Genomic DNA, 12,204 nt, shown 5'->3' on the forward strand with positions numbered 1-12,204 from the left:
GGTACTGTTTAACACAGTTCCCCGGTGTGACCTAATCTATTCCACGTCGGGCTTAATTATCCCCGATACGGCTGTCGATCCGCGTCTGCATATAATCGTAGAACGGATTCGACGTCACGCGCATCAGCGCATCTTTGCCGACGCTCAGAACCGATGTTTCTCCCCACAGGGCTATCGTCCCCTGGCTGATACCGTAGTGGTTTTTCACCTCAGGATGGCGGCCATACAGATCGTCATCAGGCGGGAACGGAATAGCAACATGCGACAGGGAATAAACCTCCTGCGGATACACGACCGACAGCGGCATCACCGTTTCCCGGGTGCTACCCGCAGGCGTTGTCTTTGCCACCATATCAAACCTGTCGGGGCTGGCATTGGTCACAATTGTGACACTGTAACGCCTTTTTGCCCCGGGCAGCAGGTCAGCCACCGCCGTCCAGGATGATGGCCTGAACAGTGGACGGAAACTCCCGGCCTGGTTGATATCAAAAACTACCAGTTCGCTGCCGTTTGCCGGAAGCTGGTCAAACAGCCCGCTGACCACGGCGCGGGTACTGACCGTTGAATCCATGACCGACTGAAACGCCAGCACCGGCGGAAGCTGCGCCAGTTTGTGATCATGAACATCGCGGTTTATCTGCTCATGCAGCGCCTGGGTAAGCAGCCAGGACTGACGTGCTGCATTCACCGGGAACGAATTGTATTTATAAGGATTATATTCCGGCGAAATGTTGAGCCACGCGGCTTTGGCAAACGCCGGTAACATGGCCGGTAGCCCGGCGAATCCGGCAAAGCGCGCAAACGCCGTGACGCCAATCATCGGTGAGAGCAAAACGATCTGCTGAGGTTTACGCAGTTCAGGCGCATCAAGAGCGTCGAGGGCGTATTTCATCGCCAGCGCCCCGCCGTTGGAGTAGCCCACCAGATGCAAGGGGAGATCGTTCCCCGTCAGGCGTGTCGCTTCACGAACCGCAAGGCGCGATGCGGCCAGCCACGCCTCCCAGTCAACGTCTGTCAGGGCACCCGGCGCCGTGCCGTGTCCGGGCAAACGAGGCACTACGGCCACAAAGCCGTGCTGTTGATAATTCTCTGCCAGATGCCTGACGCTGTAGGGCGAGTCCGTCAGACCGTGCAGCAATACCACCGCCCCGCGCGGCTTTCCGGCAGGCATCAGCACGAATGACCGGTTTGCATCCGGGGAAAAGTGTCCTGGCCACACCAGGCTCTGGCGGTAATAACGGTTCAGCGGCGTGCGCTCTGCGGGTGTGACATTCGCCGTCACCTCAGCGTCGAGAGCGGTGAAGATGGCGTTTTCCCGCGCGACATACGCTGCGAAGGTCGCGTTATCCATCTCCTGCACGGAAATTTCGTCAGCCCGCCAGGTGTGCCAGTGATGCAGGGCCGGCCCCTGCTGCGAAAGATAAACCCGCACCGCCAGCAGCACGAGCACAATGATCCCGATGACCATCGCTATTTTTTTTGCGAGAGCCATCAGGCGCACGCTGACCCGCCAGGGCAAATTCGCCATGTGAGGCTCCCTCTCTTATCCACAGAGCGTTCATCTTACCAAAAAATGTGAAGAGGCTGACGTATTCACCAAATAGATACCGCTCGTGCCGGACACTGCACCAAAAGTGAACTACGCTGCACAAATGTTGAGCATCTGTTAAACAAATATTGCATTAACTTTGCTGCACAGCGCGTTTTCGCCGCAATGTGAACATGGCACGCGTCCTGCATTGTTAATCCGGTAACAGAAACCCGGCCTTTGACAGCCAGTTAACAGCGAGGCGGTATGACGACCAAACCTGAGGTGTTGAGCCGTATCGAAGCGACCTTTAGCCAGCTCACCCCGAGCGAAAAACGGGTGGCAAGCTGGATGCTGGCGCACGTCGGGCAGATCCCCTTCGAAACGGCAGAGAGCGTGGCGCTGGCCACAGCCACCAGCGGGATCACCGTCGGACGCTTTCTGCGCAAGCTGGGCTATCGCAACCTGGACGACGCCAAAAAAAGCCTGCGCAATCCCCACCAGCCCTGGGGCATTAACGAGCGTCTCGACTCCTGGAAGCAGCAACAGCCGCTGTCGGATCGTCTTCAGCACTCCCTGTCGCTGGAGGTGGACGCCATTGCCCATGTCTACCAGCTGGCGCAAAGCGAAACGTTCAGGCAGGTGGTCCAGCAACTTACCCATGCCGACGCCGTCTTCGTGCTGGGGATCCAGTCCACGCGCGGGATCGCCAATGCGTTCTTCAGCCATCTTGAGTATCTGCGCCCGCGGGTGAGCTATTCCGAAGGGCTCTCCGGTAGCTGGGTGGAGTCGCTTAACTCCGGCTTTTCTAACCCGTATATCGTGCTGACGGATACCCGCGCCTACTCCGCCATTGCCCGCCAGTACTGCCGCGTGGCGAGCGAAAAAGGCCTGGCGATGGCGCTGATCACCGATATCTGGTGCCCGTGGGCGCGGGATTACCCGATTGATTTGCTCCAGGTGAAGACCGATACCGGCCATTTCTGGGATTCGCTGGCGCCGGTGAGCTGTCTCTTCAACCTGCTGCTGTCGGGCGTTGTGGAGGCGCTGGGCGATGCGCTGCCGGAACGTCTGGCAATCAACCGACAACTACAGCAAGAGTTTGGTCAATTTGAACGCTAAAGGAGCGGAGCTATGCCTGAAGAGAGTCAACTGATTGATGTGGCGAAAACCTTTCCCACGCTGCATATCGATCTGAAATACGCGACCGCCGATAACATCACTGGCCGCCCGATCTACCAGCACGCCGCGTGCCTGTTGCATACGGATGCCGCCACCGCGCTGGCGAAAGCGATCAGCATCGCCGCGCTGGCCGGTCTGAAGCTGGTGGTTTACGACGCCTACCGCCCCCAGCAGGCGCAGTCGCAACTCTGGGATGCCTGCCCCAATCCGGAATACGTGGTGGATGTCGCAATTGGCTCTAACCACAGCCGGGGCACCGCCATTGACGTCACGCTGATGGATGAACACGACAACGTGCTGGATATGGGCGCCGGGTTTGACGAAATGCACGACCGTTCTCATGCCTGGCACCCTTCCGTTCCGCCCGAGGCGCAGCGAAATCGTCTGCTCCTGAACGCCGTGATGTACGGCGGCGGTTTTGTGGGCATCAGCAGCGAGTGGTGGCATTTCGAACTGCCGAACGCCGCCAGCTACCCGCTGTTAGATGACCTGTTCGCCTGTTATCCGACCACACACTCACTCTAATTCTGGAGCCCGGCCATGAAAACTACGCTGCTTACAACCCTGATTGCCGCTACGCTCGCCCTGAGCGCCCCTCTCGCGCTGGCGGCGGTGCCAAAAGATATGCTGGTGATTGGGAAAGCTGCCGATCCGCAAACGCTGGATCCGGCGGTCACTATCGATAACAACGACTGGACGGTGACCTACCCCTCGTACCAGCGTCTGGTGAAATACAAGCCTGGCACCACGGAGGTGGAAGGCGATCTGTCGACGGGCTGGAAGGCGTCTGACGACCAGAAAGAGTGGACGTTCACCCTGGCAGATAATGCAAAATTCTCCGACGGCAGGCCGGTGACCGCCGAAGCGGTCAAGCTGTCGTTTGAACGTCTGCTGAAAATTAATCAGGGACCTTCCGAAGCGTTCCCGAAAGATTTGAAAGTGGACGCGGTGGATGAGCATACGGTGAAATTCACCCTCAGCCAGCCGTTCGCCCCGTTCCTCTACACGCTGGCCAATGACGGCGCGTCGATCGTCAACCCGGCGGTGCTGAAAGCCAATGCCGCCGACGACGCGCGCGGTTTCCTGGCGCAAAACACCGCGGGTTCCGGACCGTTTATGCTGAAAAGCTGGCGCAAAGGTCAGCAGCTGGTGATGGTGCCCAACCCACACTGGCCGGGTGAAAAGCCGCACTTCAAGCGCGTCTCGGTGAAGATTATCGGTGAAAGCGCCTCGCGTCGCCTGCAACTTTCCCGTGGCGATCTGGATATCGCCGACGCCCTGCCGGTGGATCAGCTTGCCGCTCTGAAGCAGGAAGGCAAAGTGGCCGTGGCGGAATACCCGTCCCTGCGGGTGACCTACCTCTATCTGAACAACAGTAAGCCTCCGATGAATCAGGTGGATTTGCGCCGCGCGGTCTCCTGGGCCACCGATTATCAGGGGATGGTGAAAGGCATTCTCAGCGGGAACGGCAAGCAGATGCGCGGCCCGATCCCGGAGGGCATGTGGGGCTTCGATGCGAACGCCATGCAGTACAGCTTTGACGAGGCTAAGGCCAAAGCGGCGCTGGAGAAAGTCAACGATAAACCGGCCAGCCTGACGTTCCTCTACTCCGATAACGACCCGAACTGGGAGCCTATCGCCCTCTCCACGCAGGCGAGCCTGGGCAAGCTGGGGATTAACGTCAAGCTCGAGAAACTGGCGAACGCCACCATGCGCGACCGCGTCGGCAAAGGTGATTATGACATTGCGATTGGTAACTGGAGCCCGGACTTCGCTGACCCGTACATGTTCATGAACTACTGGTTCGAATCGGACAAAAAAGGGCTGCCGGGTAACCGCTCATTCTATGAGAACAAAGAGGTCGATGCATTGTTGCAGGCGGCACTGAAAACCACCGATCAGGCGGAACGCACCAAAGATTACCAGCAGGCGCAGAAAGTGGTGATTGACGAGGCGGCTTACGTTTATCTGTTCCAGAAGAACTACCAGCTGGCGATGAACAAAGAGGTCAAAGGCTTCACCTTTAATCCGATGCTTGAGCAGGTCTTTAACATCGCCACCATGAGTAAGTAACGGCCCACGCCGGGGGGAAGTGTATGACGTTCTGGAGCATCGTGCGCCAGCGCTGCTGGGGGTTAATCCTGGTGGTGGCCGGTGTCTGTATTATTACTTTTATTATTTCACACCTGATCCCCGGCGATCCGGCCCGCCTGCTGGCCGGTGACCGCGCCAGCGATGAAATCGTGCAGGGCATCCGCCAGCAGCTGGGGCTGGATCAACCACTCTATATTCAGTTTGGCCGCTATGTAGAGGCGCTGGCGCACGGCGATCTGGGCACCTCCATTCGCACCGGTCGCCCCGTTGCGGAAGATTTGAAAGCCTTTTTCCCCGCCACGCTGGAGCTGGCCTTCTGCTCTTTGCTGCTGGCGCTGGTGATTGGCGTACCGCTGGGCATTTTATCGGCGGTGTACCGTAACCGCTGGCTGGATCACCTGGTGCGACTGATAGCGATGACGGGCATCTCGACGCCTGCCTTCTGGCTGGGACTGGGGGTAATCGTTCTGTTCTACGGGCAACTGCAAATTCTGCCCGGCGGCGGCAGGCTGGACGACTGGCTCGATCCGCCTGCCCACATTACCGGCTTTTATCTGCTGGACGCCCTGCTGGAAGGCAACGGAGAGGTGTTTTTCAATGCCCTACAGCATCTGATTCTACCCTCCCTGACCCTGGCCTTTGTGCATCTGGGTATTGTGGCGCGTCAGGTGCGTTCCGCGATGCTGGAGCAGCTGAGCGAGGATTATATTCGTACCGCCCGCGCGAGCGGGTTGCCGGGCTGGTACATCGTGCTGCGCTACGCCTTACCCAACGCCATGATCCCCTCCATTACCGTGCTCGGGCTGGCGCTGGGCGATCTGCTGTATGGGGCAGTCCTTACCGAAACCGTGTTTGCCTGGCCGGGAATGGGAGCCTGGGTGGTGACCTCCATTCAGGCGCTGGACTTCCCTGCCGTCATGGGCTTCGCGGTCGTGGTATCGCTGGCCTATGTCTTCGTCAATCTGGTGGTGGATCTGCTGTATCTGTGGATCGACCCGCGAATCGGGCGCGGAGGTGCCGAATGATGTTAACTCAGGAAACGCCCGTCCCCGTCAGCACCGCCAAACAGCGCATCAACTGGGCAAAGCTGTTCTGGATGTTACGCAAAAGCCCGCTCACGCTGATCGGCGGGGTGATTATGATCGTGATGCTGCTGATGATGGTGGTGTCGCCGTGGATAGTCCCGCACGATCCGAACGCACTGGATCTGACCGCGCGATTGCAGGCGCCTTCAGCCCAGCACTGGTTTGGCACCGATGAGGTGGGCCGGGATCTGTTCAGTCGCGTGCTGGTGGGCAGCCAGCAGTCCATCACGGCGGGGCTGGCGGTGGTGGTGATTGCGGGCGGCATCGGTTCTCTGCTCGGCTGTTTGTCCGGCGTACTCGGCGGACGCGGCGACGCCATCATTATGCGTATCATGGACATTATGCTCTCCATCCCCTCGCTGGTGCTGACGATGGCGCTGGCCGCCGCGCTCGGCCCAAGCCTGTTTAACGCGATGCTGGCGATTGCGATTGTACGCATTCCGTTTTACGTGCGGCTGGCACGCGGGCAAACGCTGGTGGTGCGCCAGTTCACCTACGTACAGGCCGCCCGCACCTTTGGCGCGTCGCGCTGGCACCTGATCAGCTGGCATATCCTGCGTAACGCCCTGCCGCCGCTGATCGTTCAGGCATCGCTGGATATCGGCAGCGCCATTCTGATGGCCGCCACGCTGGGCTTTATTGGATTAGGCGCGCAGCAGCCCACCGCCGAATGGGGCGCGATGGTGGCCGTGGGGCGTAACTACGTGCTTGACCAGTGGTGGTACTGCGCGTTTCCGGGGGCGGCAATTCTGATCACGGCAGTTGGGTTTAATCTGTTTGGCGATGGTCTTCGCGACCTGCTGGATCCCAAATCAGGAGGGAAGCAGTCATGAGTGATTCCGTATTATCAATTGAAGATTTGCACCTGAGCTTCCCCATTTTTCGCGGTGACGTCCACGCGCTCAACCACGTTTCGCTGGAGATTGGCCGGGGTGAAATTGTCGGCGTGGTGGGCGAATCCGGCTCGGGAAAATCGGTCACCGCGATGCTGGCGATGCGCCTGCTGCCGGAAGGCAGTTACCATATTCATCATGGACGGGTCACGCTCCTCGGGGAAGATGTCCTGAACGCGTCGGAAAAACAGCTTCGTCAGTGGCGCGGCGCCAGGGTGGCGATGATTTTTCAGGAGCCGATGACGGCGCTCAACCCCACGCGCCGGATTGGCAGGCAAATGGTGGAGGTGATACGCCAGCATCAGTCGCTTTCCCGCCGCGACGCGCAGCAGAAGGCGATCGCCCTGCTGGGCGAGATGCAAATCCCGGATGCGGCACAGGTGATGGATCGCTATCCGTTTGAGCTTTCCGGCGGCATGCGCCAGCGGGTGATGATCGCCCTTGCCTTCTCCTGCGAGCCGGAGCTGATCATTGCCGATGAGCCGACCACCGCGCTGGACGTGACCGTTCAGCGTCAGGTGCTGCGTCTGCTGAAACACAAAGCGCGCGCCAGCGGGACGTCGGTGCTGTTTATCAGTCACGATATGGCGGTGGTATCGCAGCTTTGTGACCGGATGTACGTTATGTACGCGGGCAGCGTGATCGAAAGCGGCAGCACGCAGACCTTGATCCACCATCCTGTACACCCCTATTCGATTGGCCTGCTGCGGTGTGCCCCGGAAAATGGTGAACCGCGCGAGATCCTCCCGGCCATTCCCGGCACGGTGCCTAACCTCAGCCACCTCCCGCGCGGATGTGCCTTTCGCGAACGCTGTTTTGCTGCCGGGGCGAAATGCAGCGAAACGCCGCGCTTAATTTCCACGGGCGCAGAAGGCCAGCAGGCTGCCTGCTGGTACCCACAACAGGAGACACGACATGTCTGAGGTACTGCTGGAACTGGATAGCGTGCATGTGAATTTTCCTGCGCGCAAAAACTGGCTGGGGCGCGTGACGGAGCAGGTACACGCCCTCAACGGCATGGATCTCCGGATCCATCGCGGCGAAACGCTGGGCGTTGTGGGGGAATCCGGCTGTGGAAAGAGCACGCTGGCGCAGCTGCTGATGGGCATGCTCAAACCGAGTACCGGTGCCTGTCAGCGCGCGAATGCGGCAGGCGGTATGCAGATGGTATTTCAGGACCCGCTCTCGTCCCTCGACCCGCGTTTACCGGTCTGGCGCATCATCACCGAGCCGGTGTGGATACAGCAACGCCGCAGCGAACGGGAGCGTCGTCAGCTGGCTGAGACGCTGGCGCAGCAGGTGGGCATTCGGGCGGAATATCTTGACCGCCTGCCGCATGCGTTTTCGGGCGGACAGCGCCAGCGCATCGCTATTGCCCGGGCGCTCTCTTCGGATCCGGACATCATCGTGCTGGATGAACCCACCAGCGCGCTGGATATTTCCGTCCAGGCGCAGATCCTCAATTTGCTGGTTGCCCTGCAACAGCAGCGAAATCTGACCTACGTGCTGATCTCGCACAACGTCTCGGTGGTCCGTCACATGAGCGACCGGGTGGCGGTAATGTATCTGGGGCAGATCGTGGAGCTGGGTCCGGCGGACCAGGTGCTGGGCAAGCCACGGCATCCGTATACGCAGCTGCTGCTTGACTCCGTTCCCCGTACCGGAGAACCGCTGGACGAAGATCTGGCATTACGCAAAACCGATCTCCCCGGTAATCGCCGCCTGCCCGATGGCTGCTACTTCCGCGACCGCTGCCCGCTGGCAGCTGAAGGATGCGAACGGCCGCAGCCGCTTCAGCCCGCAGCCGGAGACCGAAGCGTACGCTGCTGGCGTAACCGTTAAAAAATAAGCCGGGCATTTGCCCGGCCTGATATCAGTTCAGTTTGTAATCCAGCGTGATTTCGGCTTTCAACAGCTGCGACACCGGACAACCCGCCTTCGCTTTCTGAATAATGCCGTCGAACTGCTGCGGATCGATACCCGGTACCGTCACCTTGCTTTGCAGCGCCACTTTGCTGATGGCAAAACCACTGTCGGTTTTATCCAGCGAGACATCCGCCGTGGTATCGATGGAATCGGCGGTATAACCCGCTTCGCCCAACATTAGCGACAGGGCCATAGAGAAACAGGCCGCGTGCGCTGCGCCAATCAGCTCTTCCGGGTTGGTCCCTTTTTCGCCCTCGAAGCGGGTGTTAAAGCCGTAAGGTTGCTGGTTAAGGACGCCACTTTCTGTTGAGACCGTCCCTTTGCCGCGTTTGATGTCGCCAGACCAGTGTGCTGAACCGTGCTTATGAATCGTCATTCTTGCTCTCCTTTTGGCTTACAAAGGGATAAGTATAGGACGCATAATCCATTTTGCAGGGAAGACAGATTAGTCCGAGCGCGTGGCAAGGTGGTTTGCCAGCGCGTCGAGGAACACACGCTGCGCCGCAGGCTGATAGTCTCGCGACTGATAAATACCAAAAATACCGATTGGTTTTGGCGTAAAGGCGCTGAGCACCGGCACCAGGCTGCCCTGCCGTAGCGCCGCGTCCGCCTCGCGCTCGGGCAGCATGGCAATACCACAGTGGTTTATCGCCGCCTCCATCAGCAGTGACGAGATGCTGGCGCTGAGATTGCCGCTGACCGCCGTCGTGATCGGCTCCCCTTCGGGCGTCAAAAAACGCCACGACTGACCGGCAAAAAAGCTGTAATGCAGGCAGTTGTGCCGGGCTAAGTCCTCCAGCTGCTCTGGAACGCCCCGGCTGGCAAGGTAGTGCGGCGAAGCGCAAAGTACGGACCGACACTCTCCCAGTCGGCGGGCGATCATGCCCGGTTCGGGGTTATCGGTGATGCGGATCGCCACGTCAATTCGCTCGCCCACCAGGCTTACCGGATGGTTATTAACATCCAGCTCAATGCGCAGCTGAGGGTAACGCTGCAACAGATCGGGCAGCACCGGAGCGATAATCTGCATCGCAGTGAAATGCGCGCAGGCGACGCGAAGCGTGCCTGAGGGTAAATCCTTCACTGACTGATCTTCAATTTCCTGAGAAATTTGCGAGAGCGTACGCGTCTTTTGCAGGACCTTCTCTCCCGCCGCCGTCAGCGTCAGCTTGCGGGTGGAGCGGTTCACCAGCCGCGCCCCGGCCCACTTCTCCATCTGCTCCAGATAACGGCTCACCATCGGACGGGAGATCCCCAGCGCCCGCGCCGCCGCGCTTAAACTCCCCAGCTCACAGATGCGGTTGTACACCTGGGCAGCAATAACGCGATCCATTTTGACCTCCATTTGCTCGATTTATGAAACTAAGCATCTCCTGTTTCAGGAATTCTGGCAAATGAAGAGATCCGTACAATAGAGACTTTCCTGAAGAACAGAGAGATGACCATGACCATCGCCCGCCTTGCTTTGCTGACAACCCTTTTCACTCCGGCCGTCTTTGCCGCGCCGTTGACCGTTGATACGTACAACCCGCAGGAAAAAGGCATTTTTGCCGTTTCTTCCACCCTGGTGTCTGGCCCGAAAGAGGCGGTACTGTTTGACGCCCAGTTCAGCGTGAAAGATGGCGAAGCGCTGGTAGAAAAAATTCGCCACAGCGGTAAAACGCTGAACAAAATCGTGATCACTTCCGGCGATCCGGATTTCTATTTCGGCCTGCAACCGCTGGTGAAAGCCTTCCCTAATGCCAAAGTTGTCGCCACGCAACAGGTGGTGGACCATATCAAGGCCACAAAAGACGCGAAGCTCGCCTTCTGGGGGCCACAGATGAAAGACGGCGCGCCGACGCAGCTCTACGTGCCGCAAGTGCTTGCCTCAACCACCTTTATGATTGACGGTGAGAGAGTGAATATTGAAGAGCCTGAGAGCTATGCGGCGTATGTCTGGATCCCATCCGCAAAAACCATCCTCGGCGGCACGGGCGTCTCATGGGGCATTCACGTCTGGACGGCAGATACCCAAACGCCGGAAAGCCGCAAACAGTGGCAGCAGACGCTGGATAGCATGGCAGCCCTTAAGCCCGAACACGTTATTCCGGGCCACTACCTGGGGACACCGCCAGCAGGTACCGGCGCTATCGACTTTACCCGTCGCTATCTACAGCAGTTTGAACAGGCCCTCACGGCAGATAAAGCGTCAACCGGCGTCATCAACACAATGAAAAAACAGTGGCCGAATCTGGCGGAAGCCAGTTCGCTGGAACTGAGTGCCAAAGTGAATACCGGCGAAATGAAGTGGTAATAGCCTGATTATCTCCTGCTATATTTAAATTTTTTATAGCAGGAGTTAACTATGCCATCTTCAGTAAGGGGCATCGACCATATCGGTATTACGGTGCCCGACATTGAAAAAGCCACCCTATTTTTTGAACGCGCTTTCGACGCCCAGGTTTTATATCATTCTGTCGATGCGCAAACCGATAATATTGATCAGCCCGCCCAGCAGCACACCTTAAAATTATTTCCCGGCACAAAAATTCACGCCATTCGCATGCTCGTCATGCCCCACGGACCCGGCATAGAACTTTTCGAAATGCATGGCCCTGAACAGGGAATGCCCACCCGCGCCAGCGACTTTGGCCTCCAGCATTTTGCTGTTTATGTTGATGATTTTGATAAGGCGATAGCCGCTTTCACCGCTGCTGGCGGGGAGATGTTTACCGCGCCAAAGCCGCTCACGTTTCCGGATGAGCAAGGTGAAGGTAATGCTTTCTGCTATGGGCAAACCCCATGGGGCAGCATTGTAGAATTGATTTCCTGGCCAACGCCCATGCCTTTTGAAAAAACGACAAATTTACGCCGCTGGAAACCCTGAATGTTATTTCTGTGCTACGGGAGATGATATTTTTATTTCCAGGACGAATCTGAACCACAACGGCAAAAATATTTGCCAATCTGAATGCGAATTACGAATTTGCACGCCGTAACATTAAACAGAAAACGACACGGAGGCAGCATGTTTACTTATTACCCGGCACATACCACAGCAGCACAACCCGAACTCGTTAACGCGATTGCGCAGGGGCTTCAGGCGGAGCACGGTGTTGTTACCGAAGATGACATTTTGATGGAACTGACCAGGTGGGTGGAAGCCACAGACAATGACATCCTCAGTGACATCTACCAGCAAACCATCAACTATGTCGTTAGCGGGCAAAATGCACCTTTGTAAAAACCTGCTAAGCTGGATCTGCAACCTAAGGGGTTACATTTCGTTTGCGTGAGCAAACTTGTCCTTAAAACTATCAACGGGATTGAGGAGTTAATATGAAATCGAACCGTCAGGCACGCCACATTCTGGGACTGAACTACAAGCTCTCTAACCAGCGCAAAGTGGTTATTGAAGAGGGGAGCGAAACGCAAGTGACCCACACCACCGGCAGGAAACGTCAGGCAGGCAAGTAAGTTCCAGTACGAAATCCACAACACCATCGGTTACCCC

At 57.9% G+C, this 12,204-nt stretch carries 14 protein-coding genes; 11 read left to right on the forward strand and 3 right to left on the reverse strand.

Annotated elements, in window-relative coordinates:
• Window positions 1-52: 52 nt before the first annotated feature.
• The gene (locus IM290_RS17775) at window positions 53-1,528 is read right to left on the reverse strand and encodes an alpha/beta hydrolase (RefSeq protein WP_193354486.1); all 1,476 of its coding nucleotides are present in this window, start codon (window positions 1,526-1,528) and stop codon (window positions 53-55) included.
• A gap of 267 nt (window positions 1,529-1,795) precedes the next feature.
• On the opposite strand from IM290_RS17775, the gene IM290_RS17780 reads away from it, so the two are divergent.
• From IM290_RS17780 to IM290_RS17810, 7 genes are read left to right on the forward strand one after another with little or no spacing between them, the layout of a single operon-like run.
• Entirely contained in the window at window positions 1,796-2,650 is an 855-nt protein-coding gene (locus IM290_RS17780; RefSeq protein ID WP_015570496.1) for a MurR/RpiR family transcriptional regulator, read from the forward strand.
• Between the two features lie 12 nt (window positions 2,651-2,662).
• Window positions 2,663-3,235 (forward strand): D-alanyl-D-alanine dipeptidase, encoded by a 573-nt coding sequence (gene ddpX, locus IM290_RS17785; RefSeq protein ID WP_193042468.1) that lies wholly within the window; start codon window positions 2,663-2,665, stop codon window positions 3,233-3,235.
• Window positions 3,236-3,250: 15 nt separating this feature from the next.
• Window positions 3,251-4,783 carry an ABC transporter substrate-binding protein gene (locus IM290_RS17790; protein WP_150325876.1) on the forward strand — a complete coding sequence of 511 codons (1,533 nt, stop codon included), beginning with the start codon at window positions 3,251-3,253 and terminating at the stop codon, window positions 4,781-4,783.
• A gap of 23 nt (window positions 4,784-4,806) precedes the next feature.
• Entirely contained in the window at window positions 4,807-5,829 is a 1,023-nt protein-coding gene (locus IM290_RS17795; protein ID WP_193042469.1) for an ABC transporter permease, read from the forward strand.
• A complete protein-coding gene (gene ddpC, locus IM290_RS17800; RefSeq protein ID WP_006810694.1) occupies window positions 5,826-6,722 on the forward strand; it encodes a D,D-dipeptide ABC transporter permease in 897 nt (298 codons plus the stop codon). The genes IM290_RS17795 and ddpC overlap by 4 nt, the downstream gene beginning before the upstream one ends.
• A complete protein-coding gene (locus IM290_RS17805) occupies window positions 6,719-7,705 on the forward strand; it encodes an ABC transporter ATP-binding protein (RefSeq protein WP_032648372.1) in 987 nt (328 codons plus the stop codon). The genes ddpC and IM290_RS17805 overlap by 4 nt, the downstream gene beginning before the upstream one ends.
• Entirely contained in the window at window positions 7,698-8,624 is a 927-nt protein-coding gene (locus IM290_RS17810) for an ABC transporter ATP-binding protein (RefSeq protein WP_015570491.1), read from the forward strand. The genes IM290_RS17805 and IM290_RS17810 overlap by 8 nt, the downstream gene beginning before the upstream one ends.
• 31 nt (window positions 8,625-8,655) lie before the next feature.
• Here IM290_RS17810 and IM290_RS17815 read toward each other — a convergent pair whose 3' ends face one another.
• Together IM290_RS17815 and IM290_RS17820 are read right to left on the reverse strand one after the other, a co-directional pair.
• The gene (locus IM290_RS17815) at window positions 8,656-9,084 is read right to left on the reverse strand and encodes an OsmC family protein (protein ID WP_003857069.1); all 429 of its coding nucleotides are present in this window, start codon (window positions 9,082-9,084) and stop codon (window positions 8,656-8,658) included.
• A 69-nt stretch (window positions 9,085-9,153) separates the two neighbouring features.
• A complete protein-coding gene (locus IM290_RS17820) occupies window positions 9,154-10,041 on the reverse strand; it encodes a LysR family transcriptional regulator (protein ID WP_023303768.1) in 888 nt (295 codons plus the stop codon).
• Between the two features lie 111 nt (window positions 10,042-10,152).
• Between IM290_RS17820 and IM290_RS17825 the strand changes: the two genes are divergently transcribed.
• The 4 genes from IM290_RS17825 to sra all read left to right on the forward strand — a co-directional run bounded on the left by IM290_RS17825 (window position 10,153) and on the right by sra (window position 12,167).
• Window positions 10,153-11,004 carry a Vmh family MBL fold metallo-hydrolase gene (locus IM290_RS17825; protein WP_023296660.1) on the forward strand — a complete coding sequence of 284 codons (852 nt, stop codon included), beginning with the start codon at window positions 10,153-10,155 and terminating at the stop codon, window positions 11,002-11,004.
• Window positions 11,005-11,055: 51 nt separating this feature from the next.
• Complete coding sequence (locus IM290_RS17830; RefSeq protein ID WP_193042470.1) at window positions 11,056-11,577, forward strand: VOC family protein; 522 nt, start codon at window positions 11,056-11,058, stop codon at window positions 11,575-11,577.
• A gap of 141 nt (window positions 11,578-11,718) precedes the next feature.
• Complete coding sequence (bdm, locus tag IM290_RS17835; protein ID WP_015570485.1) at window positions 11,719-11,934, forward strand: biofilm-dependent modulation protein; 216 nt, start codon at window positions 11,719-11,721, stop codon at window positions 11,932-11,934.
• Between the two features lie 95 nt (window positions 11,935-12,029).
• Complete coding sequence (gene sra, locus IM290_RS17840) at window positions 12,030-12,167, forward strand: stationary-phase-induced ribosome-associated protein (protein WP_193042471.1); 138 nt, start codon at window positions 12,030-12,032, stop codon at window positions 12,165-12,167.
• Window positions 12,168-12,204: the final 37 nt, after the last annotated feature.

The organism is Enterobacter cloacae complex sp. S1 (assembly GCF_014930525.1).
GTDB classification, from domain to species: Bacteria; Pseudomonadota; Gammaproteobacteria; order Enterobacterales; family Enterobacteriaceae; genus Enterobacter; species Enterobacter hormaechei_C.

Coding starts and splice junctions, on each gene's coding strand:
- IM290_RS17775 (WP_193354486.1), bottom strand. CDS start 1,528: ATGGCGAATTTGCCCTGGCGGGTCAGCGTGCGCCTGATGGCTCTCGCA.
- IM290_RS17780 (WP_015570496.1), top strand. CDS start 1,796: ATGACGACCAAACCTGAGGTGTTGAGCCGTATCGAAGCGACCTTTAGC.
- ddpX (WP_193042468.1), top strand. CDS start 2,663: ATGCCTGAAGAGAGTCAACTGATTGATGTGGCGAAAACCTTTCCCACG.
- IM290_RS17790 (WP_150325876.1), top strand. CDS start 3,251: ATGAAAACTACGCTGCTTACAACCCTGATTGCCGCTACGCTCGCCCTG.
- IM290_RS17795 (WP_193042469.1), top strand. CDS start 4,807: ATGACGTTCTGGAGCATCGTGCGCCAGCGCTGCTGGGGGTTAATCCTG.
- ddpC (WP_006810694.1), top strand. CDS start 5,826: ATGATGTTAACTCAGGAAACGCCCGTCCCCGTCAGCACCGCCAAACAG.
- IM290_RS17805 (WP_032648372.1), top strand. CDS start 6,719: ATGAGTGATTCCGTATTATCAATTGAAGATTTGCACCTGAGCTTCCCC.
- IM290_RS17810 (WP_015570491.1), top strand. CDS start 7,698: ATGTCTGAGGTACTGCTGGAACTGGATAGCGTGCATGTGAATTTTCCT.
- IM290_RS17815 (WP_003857069.1), bottom strand. CDS start 9,084: ATGACGATTCATAAGCACGGTTCAGCACACTGGTCTGGCGACATCAAA.
- IM290_RS17820 (WP_023303768.1), bottom strand. CDS start 10,041: ATGGATCGCGTTATTGCTGCCCAGGTGTACAACCGCATCTGTGAGCTG.
- IM290_RS17825 (WP_023296660.1), top strand. CDS start 10,153: ATGACCATCGCCCGCCTTGCTTTGCTGACAACCCTTTTCACTCCGGCC.
- IM290_RS17830 (WP_193042470.1), top strand. CDS start 11,056: ATGCCATCTTCAGTAAGGGGCATCGACCATATCGGTATTACGGTGCCC.
- bdm (WP_015570485.1), top strand. CDS start 11,719: ATGTTTACTTATTACCCGGCACATACCACAGCAGCACAACCCGAACTC.
- sra (WP_193042471.1), top strand. CDS start 12,030: ATGAAATCGAACCGTCAGGCACGCCACATTCTGGGACTGAACTACAAG.